This is a genomic window from Sphingomonas pollutisoli (genome assembly GCF_029167165.1).
GTDB classification, from domain to species: Bacteria; Pseudomonadota; Alphaproteobacteria; order Sphingomonadales; family Sphingomonadaceae; genus Sphingomonas; species Sphingomonas pollutisoli.
The window spans coordinates 20,427-43,652 of record NZ_JARFNJ010000002.1 but is presented as its reverse complement, the minus strand read 5'-3'; the positions used below and the strand labels follow the sequence as shown (position 1 = coordinate 43,652).

The window sequence follows — 23,226 nt, the reverse complement described above, 5'->3', positions numbered from 1 at the left end:
TCGTTCAGCGGCACGGCGCGGCGTTAGCATTTGGGAAATCACGCTTCTTTAGCGTCGCTGCCGCCGCGCGACGGGCTCGCCCGTGCCGTATTCCCGGGAAGCCAAGACGATGCGATTTTACGATGCCACGCGGTTTTTGTTTCCGCGCAATTTCCACCTGCGCCTGTTCACCTTGTGCTTCGGCGCGGTCCATCTGCCGCTGATCGCCTTCTGCATCACCGAAGCCGTCGTGCGGCAATGGGACTGGCGGTTGTTCGTGCCGCTGCTCGCCGCGACCATCACCGGCACCGCAGCGGCGATCGGCGCGATCTGGGCGCTGCTCGCCCCCGTCGCGCACGCGACCACGCTGCTGCGGATGCTCCAGCGCGGCCAGCGGATCGCGGAGGTTCCCGAGGGCGGGCCGGACCTCGTCGGTGAGTTGCTGCGCGGGGTGGCGCGCGCCGCCGCCGAGACGAGCGCGCGAATCGAGCGGCTCGCCGACGCCGCCGAGAAGGACATGCTGACCGGGCTTCGCAACCGGCGCGGCTTTCTCGATGCGGTCGCGCCGTTGCTCCACCGCGAGCGCACCGCCGTGGTGGCGATGCTCGATCTCGATCATTTCAAGGCGATCAACGACCGCTTCGGGCATGACGCGGGCGACGAGGTGCTTCGCGAGTTCGCGCACCGGCTGGGCGGCGCGTTACGCCGTTCCGACCTGAGCGCGCGCTGGGGCGGCGAGGAGTTCGCGGTACTGTTGCCCGACACCGGTCTGGATACAGCGCGTGAGATCATCGAGCGTTTGCGCGCCGGGCTGCGCGCCAATCCGATCGCGGCGAGGGCCGGCCACGCGCTCACCTTCTCGTGCGGAATGGCGGTGGCGCGTGACTATGCGACGCTGGCGAAGGCGATGGGGGATGCCGACGACGCGCTGTACGGCGCCAAACACGCCGGGCGGAACCGGACGATGACCTGAGCGAGCGAGGGCGAAGCGATCAGGCGCCGACGGTTTCGAGCAGCCCCTCGAACAGCCGGCGGCCGTCGTCGCCGCCGTGCGCCGCTTCGATCCGGCGTTCGGGATGCGGCATCATGCCGAGCACGTTGCCGCCGGCGTTGAGCACCCCGGCGATGCCGCGCGCCGAGCCGTTGACGCTGCCGACGTAGCGGAACGCGACGCGGCCCTCGCCCTCGATCCGGTCGAGCGTCTCGGCATCGGCGAAATAATTGCCGTCATGATGCGCGACGGGAATCGTGATCGTCTCGCCCTGGGCGTAGCGGCTGGTGAAGGCGGTCTGCGCGTTCTCCACCGTCAGCGCGACTTCGCGGCACACGAAGTTGAGGCCGGTGTTGCGCATCAGCGCGCCGGGCAGCAGCCCCGCCTCGGTCAACACCTGGAAGCCGTTGCAGATGCCGAGCACGGGCAGGCCCTTGTCCGCCGCCTCGACCACCGCGCGCATGATCGGCGAGCGCGCGCCGATCGCGCCGGAGCGCAGGTAATCGCCGTAGGAGAAGCCGCCAGGCAGCGCGACGAGGCCGACGCCGTCGGGCAGCGCGCTGTCGCCGTGCCAGACCATCTCGGGCTTGCGGCCGGTCACCGATTCGAGCGCGACCGCGATGTCGCGGTCGCAGTTCGAACCGGGAAAGACGATGACGGCGGTCTTCATGCGCGTTCGATCCGGTAGTTTTCGATCACGGTGTTGGCGAGCAACTGGCGGCACATCGCGTCGATACTGGCGTCATCGGTATCATCGGCGACGTCGAGTTCGATCAGCTTGCCCTGGCGGACATCGTTGACCCCGGCGAAGCCGAGGCCGTCGAGCGCCTTGTGGATCGCCTTGCCCTGCGGATCGAGCACGCCCGGTTTCAGCGTGACGAAGATGCGGAGCTTCATGAGCATTATCCTGCTTGAAAAGGTTGCGGGCGCTATGGCGATGGCGGGCGGGCGCCGCAAGTCTTGTCAGAACAGCGCGCTCGGCCAGCCCAGCGTCACGCGCGCGCCGTAGCGGCGCAGGGGCGTGCGCGGCCATGGGCCGGTGAGGTAGAGCGGGGCATAGCCGCCGGTATCGGTGCCGGCGAGTTGCGCGGCGATGCGTTCGTCACCGATCCAGCGCTCGTCGCCTGCGAACGGCCGGCGCAGCGCGACTGTCCGAACCTCGGCAGGGTCGAGGATCTGGTGATAGTCGAACGAATTGCGCTGCTCGCCGTGCGCGTCGGTGATCCAGGCGGTCGCGAAATACAGATCGCTCCAGACGCTGCCGCGCGGTTGGCTGAAGATCAGCAGGCGGGCGGGATCATCGGCGCCGACGGGGACCGGCACGATCTTCACACACAGCAAAAGCAGGAACGGGACGATCGACGCGAGCGTCGCCGGGCGGCGTGCGCCGACGATCACGAAGCGCACCGCGAACAGCCCGAACAGCGGCAGCAGCCATTTGAAATAATGGACATTGTTGTAGCGCCACAGCCCGGTCGGCAGCAAATCCACATAGGCGAGCATCAGGCAGGTGTAGAGCGCGGCGGCGGCGGATAGCGCGATCGCGGGGACGCGGCGGTCGCGTGGGCCGGTGACGCAGGCCTGCACCAGACCGGCCGCGCCGAGAATCAGCCAGGGCGCGACCTTGAGCAGCCCGGTGCCGCCGCCGAACCACGCGTGCGGATCGACGAGGATGACATAGGCCTTCCAGCCCAGCCACGCGAAGTTGAAGCCGTAGCGCGCCGAGAACAGCATATAGGGGCTCAGGCCGGGGCCATACACGAGCAGCCACGGGATCGCCGCGAGCGCGAAGGCGGTGCCGCCGGCGAGGAACGCGGTCAACACTACGCCCCGGCGAGGGGGAGGCGTGCATGGCGCGCGCAGCGCCGCCGCCAGCCCCAACCCCGCCGCGATCAGCGCGATCGGCGCGTCGCCGGGGCGCGCGAACGGGGTGAGCGCGACGGCGATGCCGAGGATAGCGGCCTCGCGGCGCTTCGGCATCGCCTCCGTCCACAGGCGTGTCGCCATGCCGAACGCGAGCCACAGCAGCGCCGCCGAGGCGGTGGTGGTCCACGGCTCGATCCACGGCTTGGCGAACACGAACTGGACGAGCGTGGTGGCGGCGAAGATCGCGGCGGCCGGCCAGCGCCGCACGCCGAACGCGGCGGCGACCCGCCGGAATCCTGCGAACGCGAGCAGGTAACAGGCGAGGTTTGCAATGAAGAACGGCTGGCTCGGCCACAGGCCGACGAAGGGCGTGCCGAGCAGCGGATAGAGCAGCGGATACCAATGCTCCGACGCCGCGAAATCGCCGCGCGCGAGCGCGGTCGCCGAGCGGACGTAGAGCGACTGGTCCTGCCAGCCGCGCCAATACAGCACCGACGGGTCGTGGAGCGCGGCGGGTGTCGCCACCCGCAGCCACGTCAGCAGCCAGCCGGCCGCCAACGCCGCGAACGGCGTGGCGGGCGCGCTCGCGAGCCGGCGAATCACGCCGCCCGCGCGCCTATTTGCCGCGGTTCAGCCGGTGTTGTTCGAGATCGAGGACCGCGTTCTCAGCGCCTTCGGGAAGCAGGCCGAGCCGGCGCGCGACCTCCTGATACGCCTCGACCTCGCCGCCGAGATCGCGGCGGAAGCGATCCTTGTCGAGCTTCTCGTTGGTCGCGATGTCCCACAGGCGGCACCCATCCGGGCTGATCTCGTCGGCGAGGATGATCCGGCCGAAATCATTGTCCCAGATGCGTCCGAACTCGAGCTTGAAGTCGACCAGGCGGATGCCGATCCCGGCGAACAGCCCGCTCAGGAAATCGTTAACGCGGATCGCGAGGTCGGCGATGTCGTGCATCTCCTCCTGGCTCGCCCAGCCGAACGCCGAGATATGCTCGTCGGTGATCATCGGATCGCCGAGCGCATCGTCCTTGTAATAATATTCGATGATCGTGCGCGGGAGCGGCGTACCTTCCTCGATGCCGAGCCGCTTCGCGAGCGACCCCGCGACGACGTTGCGCACCACGACTTCGATCGGCACGATCTCGACCTGGCGGATCAACTGCTCGCGCATGTTGAGCCGGCGGATGAAGTGCGTCGGCACGCCGATCTGGCCGAGCAGCGTGAAGATGTGCTCGGAAATCCGGTTGTTGAGCACGCCCTTGCCGTTGATCGTGCCCTTTTTCTGGGCGTTGAACGCGGTGGCGTCGTCCTTGAAATACTGGATCAGCGTGCCCGGCTCCGGACCCTCGTAGAGAATCTTGGCCTTGCCCTCGTAGATCTGGCGGCGGCGAGCCATGCGGCGATACCCCTGAAATGAGCGGCCCCGGCATCGCGGGACGCGCGGCCGGGGCGGGAAGGCTTGACGCTATACCGAAAGCGCGCGGGGCGCGCAATCAGTCGCTTGGCGGGGCAGCGTCTGTCCGGCGCCGGGTGATGCGTTTACGCAACGACCAGCGCCAGCCGAGTCGCCGCTTGAGCCAGAGCAGCAACGCCAGCAAAGCGACCCACGGCAGCGCAACGATCACGAAGGTGAGCAACGCCGCCAGGCTGTTCCCGAACGACTCGCCGGCAGTGCGAGCGCTGCGTCGGACGGGAGCGAATATCGAGCGTGGATCGGATGAAGTATAGTCCACGTCGATCTGCGACATCGCGACGCGTTGGCGCAGTTCCGCCTGAAGACTGCGCGCCGCATCGACTTCTTCTTGCGTGTCCGAATACGCCTTTTCGGCAGCGACGAGATCGCCGACGTTGCCGCTGCCATGCTGGATCAGCGCGAGCAGCCGATCGGCCAGCGCCTGCTTGGCGCGGACACGGGCGTCGGTGTCGATGGTCTGCTTGGTGATATCTTCCGCATTGGTCGAGCGCGACTGGACCGTTCCGCCGGCGGCAACGACGACAGCGTCGAGCTTGGCATTGAAACCGTTGGCGATGCCAGCCGCTACCAGCAAGCTGGTCTGGCCGTTCGTGCCGCCCTCGATGGTGTCGGTTCCGACGCTCGTCTTGATGATCCGGCAGCGCGCGCCGCCAAGGGCGGTGCAGAGCGCGACCTGCTTCGCCTGCACTCCGGCGATGCTGCCGGCGTCAATCCGGTAGGTGACCGAATAGCTGTACGCGATCTTCGGCGCACCCGACGTGTCCGCAGCCGGTGCGGCAACGTCGAACGTGTTCATCTTCGCCGTGTGACCCGCTTTGTCGCAACCCGCCAATGTGGCGCTCGCGATTACCAGCCAGACCAAGCGCATCGTTGCCCCCTCCGAGTACGTTACACTGTAACATAAACAATCGCGGGAGGCCGACAAGTGCGCCCGGTCACAGCCTCAGCGGCACTCCTTCCGCTTCACCTCGCGCCGCCACGGGGCGGCGAACTGGTCTTCGTTCAGGCGCTGGAAGGCGGCCATCGTCGCCGTGAAAAGCTTATGGATCATGTCGCTAACTCGTCTGTGCTGGTCGGCCCATTCGGGTCCGTGAAAATCGTCGTGCATGGCAATCCTCCTCGTTTCCAATTCGGTGCGCGCGGGACCGTAATGGCACGATGCGCATGGGAGCGCCAACAAAGCGCTCGACATGATCGACAAGCTGGGCTTATCAAACGGGCATGCGCCGCATTCCGCCTCTCGCCGCCGTCCGGGTGTTCGAGGCGGCGGCGCGGCATGAGAATTTCACCGCCGCCGCCGCCGAACTCGGCATGACCCAGGCGGCGGTCAGCTATCAGATCAAATTGATCGAGGAGCGGCTCGGCGTGCCGCTGTTCCGGCGCGAGAAGAAGCGCGTGCTGCTCACGGAGGCGGGGCGGCGGCTGTCGCCGCAGGTGACGGGCGCGTTCGACACGCTCGACACCGCCTTCGCCGCCGTGCGCGCCGACGACGGCGCGCTGCTGACGATCTCGACCTCGAACACGTTCGCCAACGCCTGGCTGGCGTGGCGGCTCGGCAGCTTCCAGGTCGCGCATCCCGAGACGGCGGTGCGGGTGCTGACCAGCGACGCGATGGCGGATTTCGTGACCGACGACGTCGATGTCGCGATCCGCGCCGGCGTGGGTGGCTGGCCCGATCTCGCCGAGCACAAGCTGATCGAGATCGACTTCACGCCGATGTGCAGCCCCGGCTTCCTCAAGCGCTATGGCCCGTTCACGCCCGAGGATCTGTTGCGGCTGCCGATCATCAGCCGGCATGACATCTGGTGGCCCTATTGGCTGCGTGAGGCTGGGGTGGACGTGCCCGAGGGTAAGCCGCCGCCCGGCGTGCGGCTCGATTCGCAGGCGCATGAGGGGCATGCGGCGATCGCCGGGCAGGGCATGGCGATGCTGACGCCGTTCTTCTGGCGCAACGACCTCGCCGACGGCAAGCTGGTGCGGCCGTTCGAACAGGTCTCGACCCGGGGCCACGCCTATTGGCTGGTGTACCCGGAGGCTCGGCGGAACGTGCCGAAGATCAAGCGCTTCCGCGAATGGCTATTGGCGGAACTGGCGCGGGGCGTGCCGCTGCCGGTGTGAGAGCTTCCCTCGCGCGGCAAACCCGATTAACCGGAACACATGGCCAACACCGACCTGCCGCCCGACACCCCGCCGATCGGCATTCTCGACGCCCCGTTCGACAGCGCACTTTCGGACCGGTATCTGGTCTATGCGCTCTCGACGATCACCGCGCGCTCGCTGCCCGACGTCCGCGACGGGCTGAAGCCGGTGCATCGCCGGCTGCTGTGGGCGATGCGGCTGCTTAGGCTCGATCCGGCGCAGGGCTATAAGAAGAGCGCGCGCGTCGTCGGCGACGTGATCGGCAAATATCATCCGCACGGCGACCAGTCGGTCTATGACGCGATGGTGCGGCTCGCGCAGGATTTCGCGATGCGCTACCCGCTGGTCGACGGGCAGGGCAATTTCGGCAATATCGATGGCGATAACGCCGCCGCCTATCGCTACACCGAGGCGCGGCTGACACAGGTCGCGATCGACCTGATGGATGGGCTCGACGAGGATGCGGTCGATTACCGGCCGACCTACAATGGCGAGGACAACGAGCCCGAGCTGTTCCCCGGCGCCTTCCCCAATCTGCTCGCCAATGGCGCGGCCGGCATCGCGGTCGGCATGGCGACGAGCATCCCGCCGCACAACGTCGCCGAACTGTACGAGGCGGCGATCCTGCTGGTCGATCAGCCCGAGGCGGACGATGCGGCGGTGGGGGCGCTGGTGCGCGGGCCGGACTTCCCGACCGGCGGCCTCGTCGTCGATTCGCCCGCCGCGCTTGCCGAGACCTATCGCACCGGGCGCGGCGGGTTTCGCGTGCGCGCGCGCTGGCATGTCGAGGATCAGGGGCGCGGCACGTGGAACGCGATCGTCACCGAAATCCCCTACGGCGTGCAGAAGGGCAAGCTGATCGAGCAGATCGCGGCGATCATCAACGAGAAGAAGCTGCCGATCCTGGCCGACATCCGCGATGAATCGGACAGCGAAATCCGCGTCGTTATCGAGCCGCGCAGCCGCAGCGTCGATCCGCAACTGCTGATGGAGAGCCTGTTCCGCCTCTCCGATCTCGAATCGCGCTTCAGCCTCAACCTCAACGTGCTCGACAAGACGCGCACGCCGCGCGTGATGAGCTTGCGTGAGGCGCTGCTCGCGTGGGTCGAGCATCAGTTCGTCATCCTGCGCCGCAAGAGCGAGCACCGGCTCGCCAAGATCGCCGACCGGCTTGAACTGCTCGACGGCTATCTGATCGCCTACCTCAACCTCGATCGCGTCATCGAAATCATCCGCACCGAGGATGAGCCCAAACCGGTGATGATCGCCGAATTCGGGCTGACCGACCGGCAGGCCGAGGCGATCCTCGACATGCGGCTGCGGCGCTTGCGCAAGCTCGAGGAGATGGAGATCCGCAAGGAGCGCGACGGGCTGGAGAGCGAGCGGAGCGCGCTGGAGGCGCTGCTCGGCAGCGAGGCGCGGCAGCGCACGCGGTTGAAGCGCGACTTCGGCAAGCTGCGCGACCGCTACGGCCCCGAAACCGCGCTCGGCAAGCGCCGCACCACGATCGAGGAAGCCGCGCCCGCACGCGATATCCCGCTCGAGGCGATGATCGAGCGCGAGCCGGTCACGATCCTGCTGTCGCAGCGCGGCTGGATTCGCGCGATCAAGGGGCATCTCGACGCGGCGGGGATCGCGGCGGCGAAGTTCAAGGAAGGCGATGGTCCGCTGTTCAGCCTGACCGCGCAGACCACCGACAAGATCCTGCTCGCCGCCGACAATGGCCGCTTCTTCACGCTCGGCGCGGACAAACTGCCCGGCGGGCGCGGGTTCGGCGAGCCGGTGCGGCTGATGATCGATCTCGACGGCGCGATCGAGATCGTCGGCCTGTTCCGCGCGAGCATGGCGGAGAAACTGCTGGTCGCGGCGAGCGACGGGCGCGGCTTCATCGTGCCGGTGGCGGAGACGCTGGCCGAGACGCGCAAGGGCAAGACCGTCGTCACCCCGCGCGCGGGCGCCAAGCTGAAGGTGGTGCGGCCGGTCGATCCGACCGCCGACCAGATCGCGGTGATCGGCGAGAACCGCCGGCTGCTCGTCTTCGCGCTCGCCGAACTGCCCGAAATGGCGCGCGGGCAGGGGGTGCAGTTCCAACGCTACAACGATGGCGGCCTTTCCGATGCGATCCCCTTCGTGCTCGCGCAGGGGCTTAGCTGGACGATGGGCGGCGAGAGCGGGCGAACCCGCACCGAAACGGACCTGACCTTCTGGCGATCGGCGCGCGGCGCCGCCGGGCGGATGCCACCGAACGGGTTCCCGCGCGATAATCGCTTCTGAAGCAAACGCTTCTTGCGTATCGTTTCGGTTGCGACGAAAGGACGTGTCAGATGCTCTTGACCGGTATGCCGTAGCGCCGATGGCGATGGGACTTGATAAGCCTCTCGTGCCGAGCGCGCTGTCGCCGCTCGGCATCGTCGAGCGGGTGTTCGGCATCGTGCCCACCATCCAGATGTCCTCGCGGCTGATCGGCCTGTTGCCGATCCCGGCGATGATGATCCGCGCCAAGGCCGGTGCGATCACGATCGACGTCACCAACCCGCCGTTCACGCGGGCGGGCCTAGGGCTCGCGGTCGATGGCGTGCAACTGCTCGACCTGATCGGCGAGCGGGTCGCTGCGTTCGTGGAGAGCGACCGGCTGGAAGGGGATTTCCCGCTCCAGCTCGGTGACCATGCCGAGCGTCGGCACTTCCGCGTCGCGATGGCGCGCCTCGCGCGCAATGCCGACGGGCGTTGCCTCGTCACCTTCGTCGATCAGACCGCCGAATTGCGCACCGAGGACACTCTGCGCCGCGCGATGCTGACCGACAGCCTGACCGGGCTGCCCAACCGCGCCGGCTTCAGCGACCGGGTCGAGCATCTGCTCGACGAGGCGCCTGCGCGATTCCGCTACGCGGTCATCATGCTCGATCTCGATCGCTTCAGCCGGGTGAACGCCTGCCTCGGTTCGACGTCGGGCGACGAACTGCTCATCACGGTGGCGCGGCGCCTGAAGGGCGTCCTGCGCGCGCATGACGTGCTCGCGCGCAGCGGCGGCGACGAATTCGCGATCTTCATGACCGTGGAAGACGGCGCCAGCGATGTCGCGCAGGTCACCAAGCGCGTCATGGGCGCGCTGGCCGCGCCGTTCCGCTTGTCGGGCTTCGAGATTCGCGTCGCCTGTTCGGTCGGCGTCGCCTTCGGCGCGGCGCGGCTCGACGATCCCGAGGAGTTGATCCGCCACGCGCAATTCGCGGTGAAGCGCTCCAAGAGCAGCGGCCATGCCGAAGCGTATCAACCGCAGGCGTTCGACATCGCGCGCGAACAGTTCGGCATGGAAACGGCGCTCCGCCGCGCGCTCGACCGCGGCCAGTTGCGGCTCAACTACCAGCCGATCTACGATCTCTCCTCGGGTCGGCTGGTGTCGTTCGAGGCGCTCGCGCGCTGGAAGGACGATACGGGGATGGAGCTTCTCCCCTCCGATTTCATCCCCGTCGCCGAGGAATCGGGGCTGATCGTGCCGCTCGGCCGCTGGGCGATCGAGGAATCGGTGCGTACGCTGGCCGACTGGGACGCGCGGTTCGGCGCCGATTGCGGGGTGAAGATCGCGGTCAACCTGTCGGCGATCCAGCTTCAGCGCGACAGCATCACGCCGCTGCTGGAGAGTGCGCTCAGCACGCACGGCCTGCCGGGATCGCGCTTCACGCTCGAACTGACCGAAAGCGCGCTGGTCACCGATCCCGATCGGATCGCGGGCATCATGCACGGGCTGAAAGGGCTGGGCACGACGATCGCGATGGACGATTTCGGCACGGGCTATTCGAACCTCGCCTATCTCCAGAAGCTGCCGATCGACGTGCTCAAGATCGACCGCAGCTTCGTGACCGGGATGCTCGCCGATCGCGACAAGGTGGCGATCGTGCGTGCGATCCTCAGCCTGGCGCAAGCGCTCGGCATGCAGACTACCGCCGAAGGCGTCGAGTCGAGCGATCTCGCGCAGACGCTCGCGGCGTTGGGATGCACCTATGCGCAGGGGTTCGTCTATGCGCGCCCGCTCGAGGCGTCCGACGCTTATGCGCTGCTGGAGACCCGCCGCCACTGATCGAGCGCGTCATCAACGATCGCGTCGAGCCGGGGCTGTGCGGGGAAGTCCTCGCGCACCCATTCCGCCTCGATCGCGCGAAGCAGCCGGGCGACCTCCGGCCCCTTGCGCACGCCGCGTTCGACCAGCGCGCCGCCGCTCACCGGCAGGCGCGGCGGCTGCCATCCGGCGATCGCCGCGACATCTGCGAGCGGGCGGTCCGACAGCAACAGCCGGTCGATCGCGAGATCGGGGCCGAGCGTGTAGGCGATCGCCCGCGCGGGGGCATCGCCGGCCGGCTGCGTCGCGCTGACGAGACGGCGGCGATCGAGGTTGGAGAGCTTCAGCCGGGCGCCGACATCTTCCGCGATCGCCGCGTCGGCGGGCAACAGCGCGGCGAGGCGGCGGATCGGGTTGGGCACCGTGCCGCTCCCGGCCTCGCGCGCGGCGAGCCGGGCGAGACGGTCCGCCGCCACGATCTCGGGCAGCACCGGGCGGAAGATGCCGTGGCCGATCATCAGCGCGACGGTCGGCACCGCATGGTCGGCGAGCAGCAGCTTGAGCAATTCCGCCGCGATCCGCTCCCGCGAGAGCGCCATCAGATCGTTGGCGCGCGCCGCGCACGCCGCGAGTCCCGCCGCGTCGACCGTCTCGCCGAAGCGCGCATGGAAGCGGAAGAAGCGCAGGATACGCAGATGATCCTCGGCGATGCGCTGAAGCGGATCACCGATGAAGCGCACACGCCGCGCGGCGAGATCCGCGACCCCGCCGAAATAATCGAACACCTCGCCGGTGATCGGATCGGCATAGAGCGCGTTGATCGTGAAATCGCGGCGCGCGGCATCCTCCTCCCACGCCTGGGTGAAGGCGACGGTGGCGTGGCGGCCATCGGTCGCGACGTCGCGGCGCAGCGTCGTCACCTCGACCGGGCCGTCCGGCAGCACGGCGGTGATCGTGCCGTGGGCGAGGCCGGTCGGCACCGCCTTGATGCCGGCGGCGCGCAACCGATCGAGCACGTCCTCGGGGGGCAGTTCGGTGGCGAGATCGATGTCGGCGACGTCGATCCCGAGCAAGGTGTCGCGCACCGCGCCGCCGACGAAGCGCGCCGCGCCCGGCCCGAGCGCCGCGCACAGCCGATCGAGGCCCGCCCGCGCGCGCCAGGCCGCAGGGGGCAGCATCAACCCGCCCATCGCAACCGCCGCGACAGGTTGACGATCATCGCCGCGGTCGCGCCCCAGATGCGCTGGCCGCCCCACAGGATCTCGTAATAATGGCGGTCGTGGCCCTGCCACTCGACCGCCACTTCGAGGTGGTTCCCCGAATCGAGCAGGAAATCGAGCGGCACCTCGAACACCTCGGCGACTTCGACGGCGCTCGGCACCAGCACGAGATCGGGCGGGACCACGGCCACCACCGGCGTGACGCGGAAGCCGGTGATCGTCCGATACGGATCGCTCTCGCCGACGACGGTCACGCGGTCGCGGGGCAGGGCGATCTCTTCCTCCGCCTCGCGCAGCGCGGCGGCGACCGCGTCGGCGTCTTCGGGATCGATCCGCCCGCCGGGAAAGGCGACCTGCCCGGCGTGGCGCTTCAGCGTGTCGGTGCGGCGCGTGAGGATGACGCCGGGGCGGTCGCGATCGGTGACCGGCACCAGCACCGCCGCGCCGATGTCCGCGCCGGTATCGATCGGTTCGCCCGCGACGTGATCGCCGGTCAGCAGCGTGGTATCCTGGGCATGGCCGGCGGCGAGCGCGTGGCGCAGCCGTTCGACCAGCGTCATTCGGCCGGCTCCAGCGGGAAGAACGCGCCCTTGCTCCACAGGCCCGGCGGTTCGTCGCCTCCCGCGATCGCGAGGTTGGCGAGTTCGTAATAGACCGGGCGCGCGACCAGCGCCTCCATCCCGCCGCGCACCGCGAGATAGGGACGGGGGCCATCCTCACCCGCGACGAAGCGCAGCGGATGATCGGGCCCGGCGGTGACGAGATCGCCGGTGTTGAGCCGGAAGACGAGCGATTGCGCCGCGCCCGCGCCGTCCGCCTTCAGCTCGACCGCGACGAACGGCGCGTCCTCGACTTCGATGTCGAGCTTCTCGACCGGGGTGACGAGCACATGGCTGCCATCGGGCTCGCGCCGGAGGATCGTCGAGAACAGCCGCACCATCGCCTCGCGTCCGATCGGCGAACCCTGATGATACCAGGTGCCGTCGCGGGCGATGCGCATTTCGCTGTCCCCGCAATGCGTGGGGTTCCACCGTTCGATCGGCGGCAGTTTCTGGTCTTCGGCGAGCCGCGCGATCTCGGCGAGCGAGAGCGCGGATAGATCGGGCATGGGGTCCATCGGCATGGCGCAGCCGGTAAGCCAGCCCGGCGGTCGCGTAAAGTCGGGGGCCCGGAATCCGGCGCGCGGACTCAGGTGAGCGCTGGGATGCGCGGCGCGAGCATGCCGGCACCCTCGGGCGCGGTGCCGCGCGCGAGCAGGCGGCGCTGCTCGACCGGGCCGGGCGCGCGCCACAACGCCGTCGCGCGCGCATCGAACCCGAAGAAGCGGCCATAATATTCCGGATCGCCGATCAGCATCAGCGGGGGCGCGCCGGACTCCTCGGCGGCGCGGATCGCGTGGCGGGTCAGCCGCTGGCCGACACCTTCGCCCTGCCGCGCCGGCTCGACCGCGATCGGCCCGACCATCACCAGCGGATCGCTGCCGCCGTCGTCGCGCGCCAGCCGCACCGGCCAGCATTGTATCGTGCCAATGAGCGCGCCGTCCTCGACCGCGGCGAAGCTGAGCGCGGGAACGGCGCTGGTGCCCTCGCGAATCCGATAGGCGGTGCGGCGGTGCCGGTCTGGGCCGAACGCACGGTCCAGCAACCGCTCGACCGCGTCGGCTTCGATCTCGGCGAGGGGAATGATAACGATCACAGGCATCGTCCGCAGCGTGGCCGGCAACGGGCGGCCGGGGCCGCGCCCTTTAGCGCCGCCGCGCGCCAACGCAAGCCGAATATGCGGGGGCGGTTCCCACCGCCGCCGCATCTGCTATGGCGCGTGGAAATTCGACCTTTTAGGACGCACGCTTTGGACGACCGGCTCTGCCTTGAAGTACATGATCTCGAAGTACAGGTGCTGACCGGCATCTATTCCGAAGAAACCCACCTGCCGCAGCCGTTGCGCATCTCGCTCTCGGTCGATCTCGACTGCCCGGCGCATTTCGCGCCCGACGATCCGCTCGGCATGTCCAAGAACTATCTCGATCTCAAGCGCGCCGCGACGACCGCGCTGCCCGCCGGGGTCCACTTCACGCTGATCGAGGCGGTGGCGGACCATATCGCCGACACCTTGTTCCTGCAGGACCAGCGGGTGCGGCGGGTTCAGGTGAAGATCGTCAAGCTCGCCATCGCCGAGGCGGGGGAATCGATCGGAATCACGCTGGTTCGCCACCGCCGCTGACGCGCGGCCGAAACTGGTCTTACCGGTCGCAGCGGCCGAGCGAGTCCAGCACGACCTTGTAATCCTCGCGCGCGATGTCCGCCTCGGACGGGTCGATCCCGGCGGTGCTGCTGTCGGGGAGCGCCGTCGGCAGCCCGCAGGCGAGGCGATACCACAGCAAGGTGTCGTGCTGCGGCGCGGCGGCATTTGGATCGGCGAGGTCGCCAATCGACGCCGACCAATGCGGCGGCTCGCCCTGCTTGCGCACGATATTGAGCGAGACCGGGCTGCCATCGGCGGTGGTCAGGAAGATCTGCGTCTCGCCTTCGCCCGGCAGCGCGCCGGGGGTGTGGAACGCATGACCGACCCCGGTGATCGCGGGCGGCGCGCCCGCTGCGACCACTTCGGTGGCGATCCTGCGGGTGAGCGCGTCCGCCTCGGGCGACCAGTCGCGCTGCCCGTCGAGCGCGACGAGCTGGATCTGGCCGGGCTGTCGCGCCGGGCGGGCGAACAGCAAGACACGCAGCTTGCGCAATTTGGGCATCCGCCCGCGCGCGTCGAGCGGCACATCGGCGACATAGCCGATCGTCGGTGGTAGCGCGCCCGGCGCGCGGATCAGCGCCGCGACATCCGCCTCTATATAGACGCGCGCATAGCCGGGGCGGACATCCGCCGCGGCGGGGCCCTTGATCGGCGCGACGCTGCGGATGGCCGCGTCGACAATCGTGGGAGCGTTAACAATCAGGTCCGCGAATCGGGTATAGGACAAAGTCGCCATCGGCGCCGGATCGGCACGCTCGACAGGCTGCTGGGCGCCCGCGGGAGGGCAAGACAATGCTGCGACCGCGCAAAAAAGTGCGATTGTGGGAATCTTCGCCATTCTTGCTGGTTAGCCGATCGTTTCGTCTGGATACAGAAATAATTCTGCCACGGAGGCGCGCTAGGGCTTTTTGCGGGGACAAAGCGTTTGCTTCGCGGTTTTCGCCGCGATACAGGTTTGGCCTGTCCAGGATACACTAGCCCACGCAAGGGCAGTTACGAGCGGGCATTACGGCACGGTACAAAGCGCCGCCGTCGTATACAGAGGAGTTTCGTTACTGAATGGCTTACGCTGATCGAGATACAAGTGGCAGCCGTATTGTCTCGATCGTGATCGTTTCGATCGTGGTCGCGGCATTCGGGTGGGCATTCGTGAACGGGCTTGCCTTCAAATACATCAAGAAGGCGCAAGAGAAGCTCAATACGTTCGACGTGGCGCCCCCGCCACCGCCGCCGCCGGATAAACCGCCGCCCCCGCCGCCGCCAGATCAGCCGCAGGTGCAGCCGCCGCCCGTGGTGTCGCCGCCGCCGATCGTGCAGGTCCAGACGCCGCCGCCGGTGATCCAGACGGTACAGACCCCGCCGCCGGCAATCCAGATCACGCCGCGCGCCGCTCCGCCGGCACCGCCAGCGCCGCCCGCGCCGCCGGTCGTGTCGAAGGCCGCCGGCCTCAAGGGCAACCCGGGCCAGTTCTTCGGTCCCGACGCATATCCCGCCGCGGCGCTGCGCGCCGAAGCTCAGGGTCGGGTCGTGGCGAGGCTCACGGTCGGCACGGATGGCCGCGTGACCGACTGCCAAGTGACGACGTCGAGCGGAAACTCCGACCTCGATTCGACCACGTGCAGCATCGCCAAGCGTCGCGTGCGGTATTCGCCCGCGATGGATGCCTCGGGCACGCCGATCGTTTCGACGACGACGCTGCCGGTCAAATGGGTTTTGCCTGAATAATCATCTTCCCCGGCGCACCTGCGATTGGGCGCCGGGGGTTTATTGAGAGGGAAGTTACCGCATGCTCACCACCATTCTCGCTGCCGGGGCGACGCCGCCCGAGAACAACTTCGGCCTGATGAACTCGCTGAACGAAGGCGGCCCGGTCACCTGGACCGTCGCGATCATTCTGACCATCTTCCTCTTCTTCACGCTCTACATCCTGTTCACCAAGCTGTTCGAGCAGCAGAAGGTCATCAACCAGGGCAAGCGCGTCGGCGCCTCGTTCTGGACCGCCAACAGCCTGCGCGAAGGCGCGGCGAAGCTCGAGAAGAACTCGGCCTACCGTCAGATCGTCGATGACGGCCTGACCGCGCAGGAGCAGCACGGCCGCCTGACCGATCCGGTCGAAGCGCACGACTGGGTCCATGGTTCGCTCGCCCGTTCGGAAGCCGCGATCAACTCGCAGCTCGGCGGCGGTCTCGCCTTCCTCGCCACGGTCGGTTCGACCGCGCCGTTCATCGGTCTGTTCGGTACGGTGCTCGGTATCTACCGCGCGCTCATCAAGATCGGCCAGGCTGGCCAGGCGTCGATCGACAAGGTCGCCGGTCCGGTCGGTGAAGCGCTCATCATGACCGCCTTCGGTCTGGTCGTCGCGGTTCCGGCGGTGCTCGCGTTCAACTACCTGCAGCGCCGCAACAAGGCGATCGCCGAGAACCTCAGCGCGTTCTCGAACGACGTGCTCGGCTATATCGCGTCGGACGGCGCGGTGAAGCCGACGATCGCCGCGCGCAAGGCTCCGGTGGCTCCGGCCAAGCCTGCGACCACCGTTACCAAGTAAGCAGCATATGGGAGCCGTTCATGCGGCGGCTCCCACCCTCCGCTGCCGGAGAATGCTCCGGCGCTACGACTGTTGAGAATAGGATAGCCGTCCATGGCGATGAGCACTGGCGCACCAACTGACAGCGATACGCCGATGTCGGACATCAACACGACGCCGCTCGTGGACGTCATGTTGGTGCTCCTCATCATCTTTCTGATCACCGTTCCGGTGGTGGTTCAGAACATCAAGCTGAAGTTGCCGGACGTGAAATACGATCCGACGACGACCAAGCCCGAAAACGTCAGCCTGTCCGTGATCGAAGACGGCAGCGGCAATTGCGCGGTCTATTGGAACCTCACGCGGGTGACGCATGAGGAACTGCTGAAGCGCGCGGTCGACAAGCTCGAAGCCGAAGTCAAGCGGCTCGGCGGCGCTGCCAACCTGACCCCGGACGATCTGCCCGAGGCGCACATCCGCGGCGATGTGAACGTGCCCTACAAGTGCATCGGTGGCGCGATCTACACGATGCAGATGGCGGGCTTCGCGAAGGTGGGCTTCATTTCGCAGCCGCCGCCCAACGTCGTCCCCGGCGAATGATCACCACGTCGTCTTTTTGGGACCGCGGTTTTAGGGAATTTTCGATATGGCAATGAGTTCTGGTCGCGGTGAAGGCGATCCCATGATGGACATCAACACGACGCCGTTGATCGACGTCATGTTGGTTCTGCTCATCATGTTCATCATCACCATCCCGCCGCAGACGCATGCGGTGAAGGTCGATCTGCCCATCAACAGCAATCACCCGGCCAATCCGATCGACGCCACCAAGAACAAGGTGATCGTCGATTCCGCCGGCGTGGTGCAGTGGAACGGCAGCCCGGTCGATCTTGTGACGCTCCAGCAGTATCTCGAGCAGACCAAGACGATGAACCCGGAGCCGGAGCTGCACTTCCAGCCCAATCCGGATGCGAAGTACGAGAAGGTCGATACCGTCCTCGCCGTCATCAAGCGGTCGGGCGTCTCGAAGCTCGGCTTCATCGGCAACGAGCAGTATCGCAACGATTTCTGATCGTTCCGGCGTAACTTCCAGGTTCCAAAGGCGGCTCTTCGGGGCCGCCTTTTTTGTTGAGCTGCTGGGAGGCGGTGCGGACGATCCCGCTGGCTGCGCCGTCAGAGGCGCGGCAAGGTCACGCCGCGCTGCCCCATATATTTGCCCGCGCGGTCCGCATAGCTCGTCTCGCACGGCTCGTTGCCCTGCAGGAACAGGAACTGGCATGCGCCCTCGTTCGCGTAGATCTTGGCGGGGAGCGGGGTGGTATTGGAGAATTCGAGCGTGACATGCCCCTCCCAGCCGGGTTCGAGCGGGGTCACGTTGACGATGATGCCGCAGCGCGCATAGGTCGATTTGCCGAGGCAGATCACCAGCACGTCGCGCGGCACCCGGAAATATTCGACCGTCCGCGCCAGCGCGAAGCTGTTCGGCGGGATCACGCACACGTCGGTCTTGCGATCGACGAAGCTGTTCGCCGCGAAATCCTTGGGATCGACGATCACGCTGTCGATGTTGGTGAAGATCTTGAACTCGTCCGAAACGCGCGCGTCATAGCCATAGGATGACAGCCCGTAGGAGATGCAGCCGTCGCGCTTCTGCCCATCGACGAACGGTTCGATCATGCCGGTCGTAAGCGCCTGCTCGCGAATCCAGCGGTCTGACATCACGGACATTGAGCGCTCCTGTTGGGGCGCACGCTTTCGCCGGAAAGGCGGGGCAGGGCAAGACCCGTCGGCGCTACGCCAACCGGTCGAGCCACGCCTGGGCTTGCTTCGGCTCGCCCGGCGCCTGCGGCGAGACCCGGCCGCGCGATGCGAGGAATTCCTGCTGAAGCGCGAACGGTGGCATACCGAGCTGCGCGCGAGCCTTGTCGATGGTCTCGCCGATCTCGGCCAGTTCGGCGAGGATGGGGGCGGCGGCCGCGCGCGTCCCGCGGTCGCTGGTGTGACCGAACAAGCCCCATTTCCCGGCCGCTGTCACCCGCAGCACGGCGATCAGCGCCTCGCGATAGTCGGTTTCCAGTTCGATGCGCCGGTCATCAAGACGCGCGAGACGATCCGCCTTCGCCATCAGCCGCCGATGCCGAGATCGGCCGGGCCGAAGGCATGCGGCAAAAGCTCCGACAGGGCATAGCGCTCGACCGCGTCGCCTTCCGCCGCCGCGCACCAGATCGTCACGTCGCGGCCGCCTATCTGCGCGGCTTCGTTGATGACCTGGCGGCAGCGCCCGCACGGCCCGACCACCGCCACCCCGCGCGGCACACCGCCTGTGTCCATCGCCCCGCCGATCACCGCGACCGCGACGACATCGCGTAGCCGCCCGGCGCTGCTCGCGGTCGCCAGCGCGACCGTCTCGGCGCACAGCGACAGGCCGTAGCTGGCGTTCTCGAAATTCGCGCCGGTCACGACGCCGCCGTCCGCGAGCAGCACCGCCGCGCCGACCCCGAACCGCGAATAGGGCGCGTGCGCGTTGCGCGCCGCCGCGCGCGCCGCAACGATCAGCCGGTCGCGCATCATGTCGTCGAGAACGGGGGGTTCATTCATGGTCGTACTACATCCCAATTGACCGGGCCTTCGATGCCGTCGATCCGGCGCATGTCGTTCGCTTGCCACATCCGCCACGGCCGGGCGGCATAATCGGGCGGGAAGAAGTTGCCGGTCGCCCACACCGGGCGGTCGAACGCCGCAGTCACGCGATAGGCGGCGTCGAACGGCCGGCTGATCTTGAGCAGCACCGGCTTGCCGGTGTGTGCCTCGACCATCGTCAGGAAGCGGCGCAGCTCGGCGATCACCGCCGGCGCATCGGGCCGCGCGGCGCAATCGTCGGTGAAACCGAGTTCGACCGCAGCGGGCAAGGCGTCCAGCGTGCGCGGAACGGTGGTGTTGAAATTGTTCGCCTGATCCACCGCGAGATGACACAGCGAATAGCGGTGCATCGCGCCGCGCCGCATGCCGGTCTTGGGGACGGCATCCCAATTGGCGGCGAACCTCATATCGCGGCCGGCGGCGCCGCTGGTCGCGCGGACATAGGCGAAATCGGCGCCGGCGCCGTGGACCGACCACCATTCGATCTCACCTTGCGCGTCGGACACGTCGACGCCCTGGATCGGGTATTTCACGCCAGGCCGCCATTGCAGCGCGAGCGCCCAGGCGGCGCAGGCGAGCGCGATCAGCAGCACTGCCACCACGCCCATCGCGGCGAGCCGCTTCGCCCAGGTGTTGAGCCGCATCGCCGTCAATTCCGGATGTGAAGTACGCAGATCAGCGTGAACAGCCGCCGCGCGGTGGCGAAGTCGATCTCGATCTTGCCGGCCAGCCGCTCCTTGAGCAGCGCGGCGGCTTCGTCGTGCAGCCCGCGCCGCGCCATGTCGATCGTCTCGATCTGCTGCGGCGTGGCGTTGCGGATCGCCTGGTAATAGCTGTCACAGATCGCGAAATAGTCTTTGATCGACCGCCGGAAGCGCCCCATCGCCAGCACATAGGTTTCGAGATGCGTGCCGTCCTCGCGGTGGATGGCGATGCCGAGCCGGCCTTCCTCGACCGCCAGCTCGATCCGGTACGGCCCGGCATAGCCGTCCGCATAGGCGCGCTGGGGCGCGAAATAATTCTCCTCGATCAGATCGAAGATCGCGATCCGCCGTTCTTGCTCGATATCGGCCGAGCGCCACAGGATCGTGGCCTCGTCGAGCGAGACGTGGATGATGCGCGGGTCCGCCATCCCAGCGGCCCTATCGGGGAAGTCGCCGCCCGACAATCACCAGCTTATCCACACCTTGCACGTCCGATCCGGCGCAAGCGGGTTTGAGCGCGCGGGCGGGCGGGCTAGAGAGCGGCGATGGCTACCGCATTCGCAACCCCCGTACCGTCCGCCCCCGAGGCACCCGTCCTTCCGCAGAACGTCGAGGCCGAGGCGGCGATGCTCGGCGCGATGATGATCGACAACCGGCTCGCCGACGATCTGATCGACAAGCTCGAGCCCGAGCATTTCTTCGAGCCGCTGCACGGCCGCATCTTCGCGGCGATTCGCAAGCTGCGCGGCACCGACATGCTGGCCACGCCGGTGACGCTGCGGCCGCTGTTCGATGCCGACCCCGGCATGAAGGAACTGGGCGGCCCCGGCTATCTCGCGCAATTGACCGGCAGCGGCGCCGGGCTGATCGGCGCGCGCCAGTTCGCGCAGCAGATCTATGATCTGGCGATGCTGCGGACGCTCGTGACGGTCGGGCGCAGCCTGGTCGATCGCGCGCTCGATACCTCCGAGGAGGTCAATCCGCGCGCGCAGATCGAACTGGCGGAAGAGGAGCTGTTCAAAGTCGCCGCCGACGGCGGCAGCGAGAGCGCGGTCAAAAGCTTCGCGCAGGCGACCACGCTCGCGGTGAAGATGGCGCAGCGCGCGCTCAACTCGGGCGGTAACCTTTCGGGTATCACCACCGGGTTCGATTCGATCAACGGCAAGATCGGCGGCATGCACCATAGCGACTTGATGATCCTTGCCGGGCGACCGGGCATGGGCAAGACCGCGCTCGCCACCAACATCGCGTTCAACGCCGCGCAGCGCTACATGCGCGACCGGGCCGACGGGCTGCCACACAGCGAATCGGTCGGCGCCAAGGTCGCGTTCTTCAGCCTCGAAATGTCGGCCGATCAGCTCGCCACGCGTATCCTCGCCGAGCAGGCGCGGATCAGCGGCGAGGCGCTGCGCATGGGCAAGATCAGCAAGACCGAGTTCAACCAGCTTGCCGCCGCCGCCGCCGAGCTGGAGAATTTGCCTTTGTTCATCGACGACACCGCCGGTTTGTCGATCGCCGCGCTGCACACGCGGATGCGGCGGCTCCAGCGCCGGCACAACAATGAGATCGGGCTGGTGGTGGTCGATTACCTCCAGCTCCTGACCGGATCGGCCAAGGCGTCGGGCGACGGGCGCGTTCAGGAAATCTCGGAGATTTCGCGCGGGCTGAAAACGCTCGCCAAGGATATGAACGTGCCGGTGATCGCGCTGTCGCAGCTCAGCCGCCAGGTCGAGCAGCGCGAGGACAAACGTCCGCAGCTTTCGGATCTGCGCGAATCGGGGTCGATCGAGCAGGACGCGGACATGGTGATGTTCGTGTTCCGCGAGGATTATTATGTCGCCGCCAAGGAGCCGAAGCGCCCGGTCGAGGGGGACAGCGCCAAGATCTTCGAGGATCACGCGCAATGGGCGAGCGAGATGGAGCGCGTGTTCGGTCTCGCCGAGTTCATCGTCGCCAAGCAGCGCCACGGCGCGACCGGCAAGGTGATCCTCAAGTTCGAGCCGATGTTCACCCGGTTCAGCGATTATGTGGGGTATTGAGCTCTGCGGAGGTGAGTTTAGGGTCTGATGGGATCAGGGGGCGGTTCGCGTCCTCGGCCGCCTTTCATCCGTTCGTGCTGAGCGAAGTCGAAGCACGTGCCTGAAGCGCGGCGCGCGTGACACGTGCTTCGACTTCGCTCGGCACGAACGGGTAGGTTGCGTTCGATCTCGCGCTCAGAACACCGGTTCTTCGCCGGGCTTCTCGGCGACGTGGATGCCGCATTCGACCTTTTCCCATCCACGCCAGCGGCCCGCGCGCGGGTCTTCGCCGGGGAGCACCTTGCTAGTGCAAGGCTGGCAGCCGACCGACAGATAGCCATCGGCTTCGAGCGGGTGACGCGGCAGGTCGTGCGCGGTGAAATAGGCCTCGAGATCGGCCTTCACCCAGTCGCCGAGCGGGTTGATCTTGAGCCGGCCGTCCTCGATCTCGAAACGCGCGATGTTCTGGCGCGTGCTCGACTGGAACGCCTTGCGGCCTGAAATCCAGCTATCGAGATCCTGCTTGGCGCGCTTGAGCGGCTCGACCTTGCGGATTTCGCAGCAGCCATCGGGATCGTAGGACCAGCGCAGCCCCTTTTCATCCTTCGCGGCGATCACGGCCGGGTCAGGTTCGACCGACCAGGATGTGCGTAGGCCGAGCCGCTTCACCAGCGTGTCGCGATAGGCGAGCGTCTCGGGGAACATCTTGAGCGTATCGACGAAGATCACCGGCACGCTCGGATCGGCCTTGGCGACGAGATCGAGCAGCACCGCGCTTTCGGTGCCGAACGACGACACCACCGCGACGCGCCCGAGCAGCCCTTCCGCGAACAGCGTCGTCAGCATCGTCTGCGCATCGACGCCCGCGAACCGCGCGTTGAGCGCGTCGGCATCGGCCTGGGTGAAGGCGGGGCGCGTGTCGATGATGTCGAGCTTACGAGCGGGGCTGGCCATGACGCAGTTTCCAAACAGGCACGGCACCGTCAGCCGCCCCCTGATATACGTGCTCGTAGCGCGACAACGAGGCGTGCAGCGTGGCAGAATCGATTTCAGTGCGGGGAGCAAAACTATCGAAGCCACACCGCCGCATCGGCACGATCTGATCGACCAGCACGTCGCCCTCGGCGCGCAATTCGCCGGTGTAGCCCGCCTCGCGCAGGATACGCGCCGCCGAATAGCCGCGCCCGTCGCGGAAGGCCGGGAACGCCACTTCGACCAGCGCGAGCTGGCCGAGGTGCGGGAGCAGCGCACGGACGTCGTCACCCGGTTCGATGCGGACGGCGGTCGCGTTGGTCTGGCCGAGGAAGGCGTCGAGCGTTACGGCGGGCTCCTCGTGCGGGGCGTCGTCGCGGAAGCGGAGGGGGGAGTCGGTCATT

Annotated in this window: 28 protein-coding genes; 10 read left to right on the top strand and 18 right to left on the bottom strand. The window is 67.5% G+C overall.

Features of this window, described 5'->3' with window-relative positions; genetic code table 11:
• Positions 1 to 109: 109 nt before the first annotated feature.
• Positions 110 to 952: a GGDEF domain-containing protein gene (locus tag PX554_RS03640; protein WP_275499077.1), complete on the top strand. Its 843-nt coding sequence runs from the start codon at positions 110 to 112 to the stop codon at positions 950 to 952.
• Between the two features lie 19 nt (positions 953 to 971).
• On the opposite strand, the gene purQ is transcribed toward PX554_RS03640, so the two are convergent.
• The 6 genes from purQ to PX554_RS03610 all read right to left on the bottom strand — a co-directional run bounded on the left by purQ (position 972) and on the right by PX554_RS03610 (position 5,418).
• Positions 972 to 1,640, bottom strand: a complete 669-nt coding sequence (gene purQ, locus PX554_RS03635; RefSeq protein ID WP_275499075.1) for a phosphoribosylformylglycinamidine synthase subunit PurQ — start codon at positions 1,638 to 1,640, stop codon at positions 972 to 974.
• Positions 1,637 to 1,867 carry a phosphoribosylformylglycinamidine synthase subunit PurS gene (gene purS, locus PX554_RS03630; RefSeq protein WP_275499073.1) on the bottom strand — a complete coding sequence of 77 codons (231 nt, stop codon included), beginning with the start codon at positions 1,865 to 1,867 and terminating at the stop codon, positions 1,637 to 1,639. The genes purQ and purS overlap by 4 nt, the downstream gene beginning before the upstream one ends.
• A 66-nt stretch (positions 1,868 to 1,933) precedes the next feature.
• Positions 1,934 to 3,439, bottom strand: coding sequence for a hypothetical protein (locus tag PX554_RS03625; protein WP_275499071.1), 1,506 nt, complete (start codon positions 3,437 to 3,439; stop codon positions 1,934 to 1,936).
• A 13-nt stretch (positions 3,440 to 3,452) separates the two neighbouring features.
• Positions 3,453 to 4,232: a phosphoribosylaminoimidazolesuccinocarboxamide synthase gene (gene purC, locus PX554_RS03620; protein ID WP_069206569.1), complete on the bottom strand. Its 780-nt coding sequence runs from the start codon at positions 4,230 to 4,232 to the stop codon at positions 3,453 to 3,455.
• 97 nt (positions 4,233 to 4,329) lie between these two features.
• The gene (locus PX554_RS03615; protein WP_275499066.1) at positions 4,330 to 5,178 is read right to left on the bottom strand and encodes a DUF4349 domain-containing protein; all 849 of its coding nucleotides are present in this window, start codon (positions 5,176 to 5,178) and stop codon (positions 4,330 to 4,332) included.
• A 75-nt stretch (positions 5,179 to 5,253) separates the two neighbouring features.
• Positions 5,254 to 5,418: a hypothetical protein gene (locus PX554_RS03610; RefSeq protein ID WP_275499064.1), complete on the bottom strand. Its 165-nt coding sequence runs from the start codon at positions 5,416 to 5,418 to the stop codon at positions 5,254 to 5,256.
• A gap of 113 nt (positions 5,419 to 5,531) precedes the next feature.
• On the opposite strand from PX554_RS03610, the gene gcvA reads away from it, so the two are divergent.
• From gcvA to PX554_RS03595, 3 genes are all read left to right on the top strand, one after another.
• On the top strand, positions 5,532 to 6,428 hold the full coding sequence (gene gcvA, locus PX554_RS03605) for a transcriptional regulator GcvA (RefSeq protein ID WP_093220298.1): 897 nt from the start codon (positions 5,532 to 5,534) through the stop codon (positions 6,426 to 6,428).
• Positions 6,429 to 6,467: 39 nt separating this feature from the next.
• Positions 6,468 to 8,723: a DNA topoisomerase IV subunit A gene (gene parC, locus PX554_RS03600; RefSeq protein WP_275499061.1), complete on the top strand. Its 2,256-nt coding sequence runs from the start codon at positions 6,468 to 6,470 to the stop codon at positions 8,721 to 8,723.
• Between the two features lie 172 nt (positions 8,724 to 8,895).
• Complete coding sequence (locus PX554_RS03595) at positions 8,896 to 10,524, top strand: putative bifunctional diguanylate cyclase/phosphodiesterase (protein ID WP_420833420.1); 1,629 nt, start codon at positions 8,896 to 8,898, stop codon at positions 10,522 to 10,524.
• Here PX554_RS03595 and PX554_RS03590 read toward each other — a convergent pair.
• The 4 genes from PX554_RS03590 to PX554_RS03575 form a co-directional block, all read right to left on the bottom strand.
• Entirely contained in the window at positions 10,494 to 11,693 is a 1,200-nt protein-coding gene (locus tag PX554_RS03590; RefSeq protein WP_275499060.1) for a CCA tRNA nucleotidyltransferase, read from the bottom strand. The two genes, PX554_RS03595 and PX554_RS03590, sit on opposite strands and share 31 nt — an antisense overlap.
• On the bottom strand, positions 11,681 to 12,283 hold the full coding sequence (locus tag PX554_RS03585; RefSeq protein WP_093220290.1) for a CoA pyrophosphatase: 603 nt from the start codon (positions 12,281 to 12,283) through the stop codon (positions 11,681 to 11,683). Before PX554_RS03585 ends, PX554_RS03590 begins: the two co-directional genes overlap by 13 nt.
• Positions 12,280 to 12,846, bottom strand: a complete 567-nt coding sequence (locus PX554_RS03580; protein WP_093220287.1) for a DUF1285 domain-containing protein — start codon at positions 12,844 to 12,846, stop codon at positions 12,280 to 12,282. Before PX554_RS03580 ends, PX554_RS03585 begins: the two co-directional genes overlap by 4 nt.
• A gap of 65 nt (positions 12,847 to 12,911) precedes the next feature.
• The gene (locus PX554_RS03575; protein ID WP_093221738.1) at positions 12,912 to 13,418 is read right to left on the bottom strand and encodes a GNAT family N-acetyltransferase; all 507 of its coding nucleotides are present in this window, start codon (positions 13,416 to 13,418) and stop codon (positions 12,912 to 12,914) included.
• Between the two features lie 153 nt (positions 13,419 to 13,571).
• Here PX554_RS03575 and PX554_RS03570 point away from each other — a divergent pair, with 153 nt between their 5' ends.
• Positions 13,572 to 13,943: a dihydroneopterin aldolase gene (locus tag PX554_RS03570; RefSeq protein WP_093220285.1), complete on the top strand. Its 372-nt coding sequence runs from the start codon at positions 13,572 to 13,574 to the stop codon at positions 13,941 to 13,943.
• 19 nt (positions 13,944 to 13,962) lie between these two features.
• Here PX554_RS03570 and PX554_RS03565 read toward each other — a convergent pair whose 3' ends face one another.
• Complete coding sequence (locus tag PX554_RS03565; RefSeq protein WP_093220282.1) at positions 13,963 to 14,700, bottom strand: hypothetical protein; 738 nt, start codon at positions 14,698 to 14,700, stop codon at positions 13,963 to 13,965.
• Positions 14,701 to 15,023: 323 nt separating this feature from the next.
• Between PX554_RS03565 and PX554_RS03560 the strand changes: the two genes are divergently transcribed.
• From PX554_RS03560 to PX554_RS03545, 4 genes are all read left to right on the top strand, one after another.
• Complete coding sequence (locus PX554_RS03560; RefSeq protein ID WP_093220279.1) at positions 15,024 to 15,689, top strand: energy transducer TonB; 666 nt, start codon at positions 15,024 to 15,026, stop codon at positions 15,687 to 15,689.
• Positions 15,690 to 15,750: 61 nt separating this feature from the next.
• A complete protein-coding gene (locus tag PX554_RS03555; protein ID WP_093220276.1) occupies positions 15,751 to 16,509 on the top strand; it encodes a MotA/TolQ/ExbB proton channel family protein in 759 nt (252 codons plus the stop codon).
• Between the two features lie 93 nt (positions 16,510 to 16,602).
• Positions 16,603 to 17,088, top strand: coding sequence for an ExbD/TolR family protein (locus tag PX554_RS03550; protein WP_176786986.1), 486 nt, complete (start codon positions 16,603 to 16,605; stop codon positions 17,086 to 17,088).
• 46 nt (positions 17,089 to 17,134) lie between these two features.
• The gene (locus PX554_RS03545; RefSeq protein WP_093220270.1) at positions 17,135 to 17,560 is read left to right on the top strand and encodes an ExbD/TolR family protein; all 426 of its coding nucleotides are present in this window, start codon (positions 17,135 to 17,137) and stop codon (positions 17,558 to 17,560) included.
• A 101-nt stretch (positions 17,561 to 17,661) separates the two neighbouring features.
• On the opposite strand, the gene dcd is transcribed toward PX554_RS03545, so the two are convergent.
• The 5 genes from dcd to PX554_RS03520 all read right to left on the bottom strand — a co-directional run bounded on the left by dcd (position 17,662) and on the right by PX554_RS03520 (position 20,260).
• Positions 17,662 to 18,216: a dCTP deaminase gene (dcd, locus tag PX554_RS03540; RefSeq protein WP_093220268.1), complete on the bottom strand. Its 555-nt coding sequence runs from the start codon at positions 18,214 to 18,216 to the stop codon at positions 17,662 to 17,664.
• Between the two features lie 64 nt (positions 18,217 to 18,280).
• On the bottom strand, positions 18,281 to 18,613 hold the full coding sequence (locus PX554_RS03535) for a hypothetical protein (protein ID WP_275499057.1): 333 nt from the start codon (positions 18,611 to 18,613) through the stop codon (positions 18,281 to 18,283).
• Positions 18,613 to 19,086, bottom strand: a complete 474-nt coding sequence (locus tag PX554_RS03530; RefSeq protein ID WP_338061564.1) for a cytidine deaminase — start codon at positions 19,084 to 19,086, stop codon at positions 18,613 to 18,615. The genes PX554_RS03535 and PX554_RS03530 overlap by 1 nt, the downstream gene beginning before the upstream one ends.
• Positions 19,083 to 19,772: a glycoside hydrolase family 25 protein gene (locus PX554_RS03525; RefSeq protein ID WP_275499054.1), complete on the bottom strand. Its 690-nt coding sequence runs from the start codon at positions 19,770 to 19,772 to the stop codon at positions 19,083 to 19,085. The genes PX554_RS03530 and PX554_RS03525 overlap by 4 nt, the downstream gene beginning before the upstream one ends.
• A 5-nt stretch (positions 19,773 to 19,777) precedes the next feature.
• Positions 19,778 to 20,260 (bottom strand): UPF0262 family protein, encoded by a 483-nt coding sequence (locus tag PX554_RS03520; RefSeq protein WP_275499052.1) that lies wholly within the window; start codon positions 20,258 to 20,260, stop codon positions 19,778 to 19,780.
• 117 nt (positions 20,261 to 20,377) lie between these two features.
• On the opposite strand from PX554_RS03520, the gene PX554_RS03515 reads away from it, so the two are divergent.
• Positions 20,378 to 21,871, top strand: a complete 1,494-nt coding sequence (locus PX554_RS03515; RefSeq protein ID WP_093220256.1) for a replicative DNA helicase — start codon at positions 20,378 to 20,380, stop codon at positions 21,869 to 21,871.
• Positions 21,872 to 22,045: 174 nt separating this feature from the next.
• Here PX554_RS03515 and PX554_RS03510 read toward each other — a convergent pair whose 3' ends face one another.
• Together PX554_RS03510 and PX554_RS03505 are read right to left on the bottom strand one after the other, a co-directional pair.
• Positions 22,046 to 22,804 (bottom strand): phosphoadenylyl-sulfate reductase, encoded by a 759-nt coding sequence (locus PX554_RS03510; RefSeq protein ID WP_275499049.1) that lies wholly within the window; start codon positions 22,802 to 22,804, stop codon positions 22,046 to 22,048.
• Positions 22,785 to 23,225 (bottom strand): DUF934 domain-containing protein, encoded by a 441-nt coding sequence (locus tag PX554_RS03505; RefSeq protein ID WP_275499047.1) that lies wholly within the window; start codon positions 23,223 to 23,225, stop codon positions 22,785 to 22,787. Before PX554_RS03505 ends, PX554_RS03510 begins: the two co-directional genes overlap by 20 nt.
• Between the last annotated feature and the right edge of the window lies 1 nt (position 23,226).

Bases quoted from the DNA above. Each gene is read 5' to 3' on its own strand.
- PX554_RS03640 (WP_275499077.1), top strand. From the start codon at position 110: ATGCGATTTTACGATGCCACGCGGTTTTTGTTTCCGCGCAATTTCCAC.
- purQ (WP_275499075.1), bottom strand. From the start codon at position 1,640: ATGAAGACCGCCGTCATCGTCTTTCCCGGTTCGAACTGCGACCGCGAC.
- purS (WP_275499073.1), bottom strand. From the start codon at position 1,867: ATGAAGCTCCGCATCTTCGTCACGCTGAAACCGGGCGTGCTCGATCCG.
- purC (WP_069206569.1), bottom strand. From the start codon at position 4,232: ATGGCTCGCCGCCGCCAGATCTACGAGGGCAAGGCCAAGATTCTCTAC.
- PX554_RS03615 (WP_275499066.1), bottom strand. From the start codon at position 5,178: ATGCGCTTGGTCTGGCTGGTAATCGCGAGCGCCACATTGGCGGGTTGC.
- PX554_RS03610 (WP_275499064.1), bottom strand. From the start codon at position 5,418: ATGCACGACGATTTTCACGGACCCGAATGGGCCGACCAGCACAGACGA.
- gcvA (WP_093220298.1), top strand. From the start codon at position 5,532: ATGCGCCGCATTCCGCCTCTCGCCGCCGTCCGGGTGTTCGAGGCGGCG.
- parC (WP_275499061.1), top strand. From the start codon at position 6,468: ATGGCCAACACCGACCTGCCGCCCGACACCCCGCCGATCGGCATTCTC.
- PX554_RS03595 (WP_420833420.1), top strand. From the start codon at position 8,896: ATGTCCTCGCGGCTGATCGGCCTGTTGCCGATCCCGGCGATGATGATC.
- PX554_RS03590 (WP_275499060.1), bottom strand. From the start codon at position 11,693: ATGGGCGGGTTGATGCTGCCCCCTGCGGCCTGGCGCGCGCGGGCGGGC.
- PX554_RS03585 (WP_093220290.1), bottom strand. From the start codon at position 12,283: ATGACGCTGGTCGAACGGCTGCGCCACGCGCTCGCCGCCGGCCATGCC.
- PX554_RS03580 (WP_093220287.1), bottom strand. From the start codon at position 12,846: ATGCCGATGGACCCCATGCCCGATCTATCCGCGCTCTCGCTCGCCGAG.
- PX554_RS03565 (WP_093220282.1), bottom strand. From the start codon at position 14,700: ATGGCGACTTTGTCCTATACCCGATTCGCGGACCTGATTGTTAACGCT.
- PX554_RS03560 (WP_093220279.1), top strand. From the start codon at position 15,024: ATGGCTTACGCTGATCGAGATACAAGTGGCAGCCGTATTGTCTCGATC.
- PX554_RS03555 (WP_093220276.1), top strand. From the start codon at position 15,751: ATGCTCACCACCATTCTCGCTGCCGGGGCGACGCCGCCCGAGAACAAC.
- PX554_RS03550 (WP_176786986.1), top strand. From the start codon at position 16,603: ATGGCGATGAGCACTGGCGCACCAACTGACAGCGATACGCCGATGTCG.
- PX554_RS03545 (WP_093220270.1), top strand. From the start codon at position 17,135: ATGGCAATGAGTTCTGGTCGCGGTGAAGGCGATCCCATGATGGACATC.
- dcd (WP_093220268.1), bottom strand. From the start codon at position 18,216: ATGTCCGTGATGTCAGACCGCTGGATTCGCGAGCAGGCGCTTACGACC.
- PX554_RS03535 (WP_275499057.1), bottom strand. From the start codon at position 18,613: ATGGCGAAGGCGGATCGTCTCGCGCGTCTTGATGACCGGCGCATCGAA.
- PX554_RS03530 (WP_338061564.1), bottom strand. From the start codon at position 19,086: ATGAATGAACCCCCCGTTCTCGACGACATGATGCGCGACCGGCTGATC.
- PX554_RS03525 (WP_275499054.1), bottom strand. From the start codon at position 19,772: ATGCGGCTCAACACCTGGGCGAAGCGGCTCGCCGCGATGGGCGTGGTG.
- PX554_RS03520 (WP_275499052.1), bottom strand. From the start codon at position 20,260: ATGGCGGACCCGCGCATCATCCACGTCTCGCTCGACGAGGCCACGATC.
- PX554_RS03515 (WP_093220256.1), top strand. From the start codon at position 20,378: ATGGCTACCGCATTCGCAACCCCCGTACCGTCCGCCCCCGAGGCACCC.
- PX554_RS03510 (WP_275499049.1), bottom strand. From the start codon at position 22,804: ATGGCCAGCCCCGCTCGTAAGCTCGACATCATCGACACGCGCCCCGCC.
- PX554_RS03505 (WP_275499047.1), bottom strand. From the start codon at position 23,225: ATGACCGACTCCCCCCTCCGCTTCCGCGACGACGCCCCGCACGAGGAG.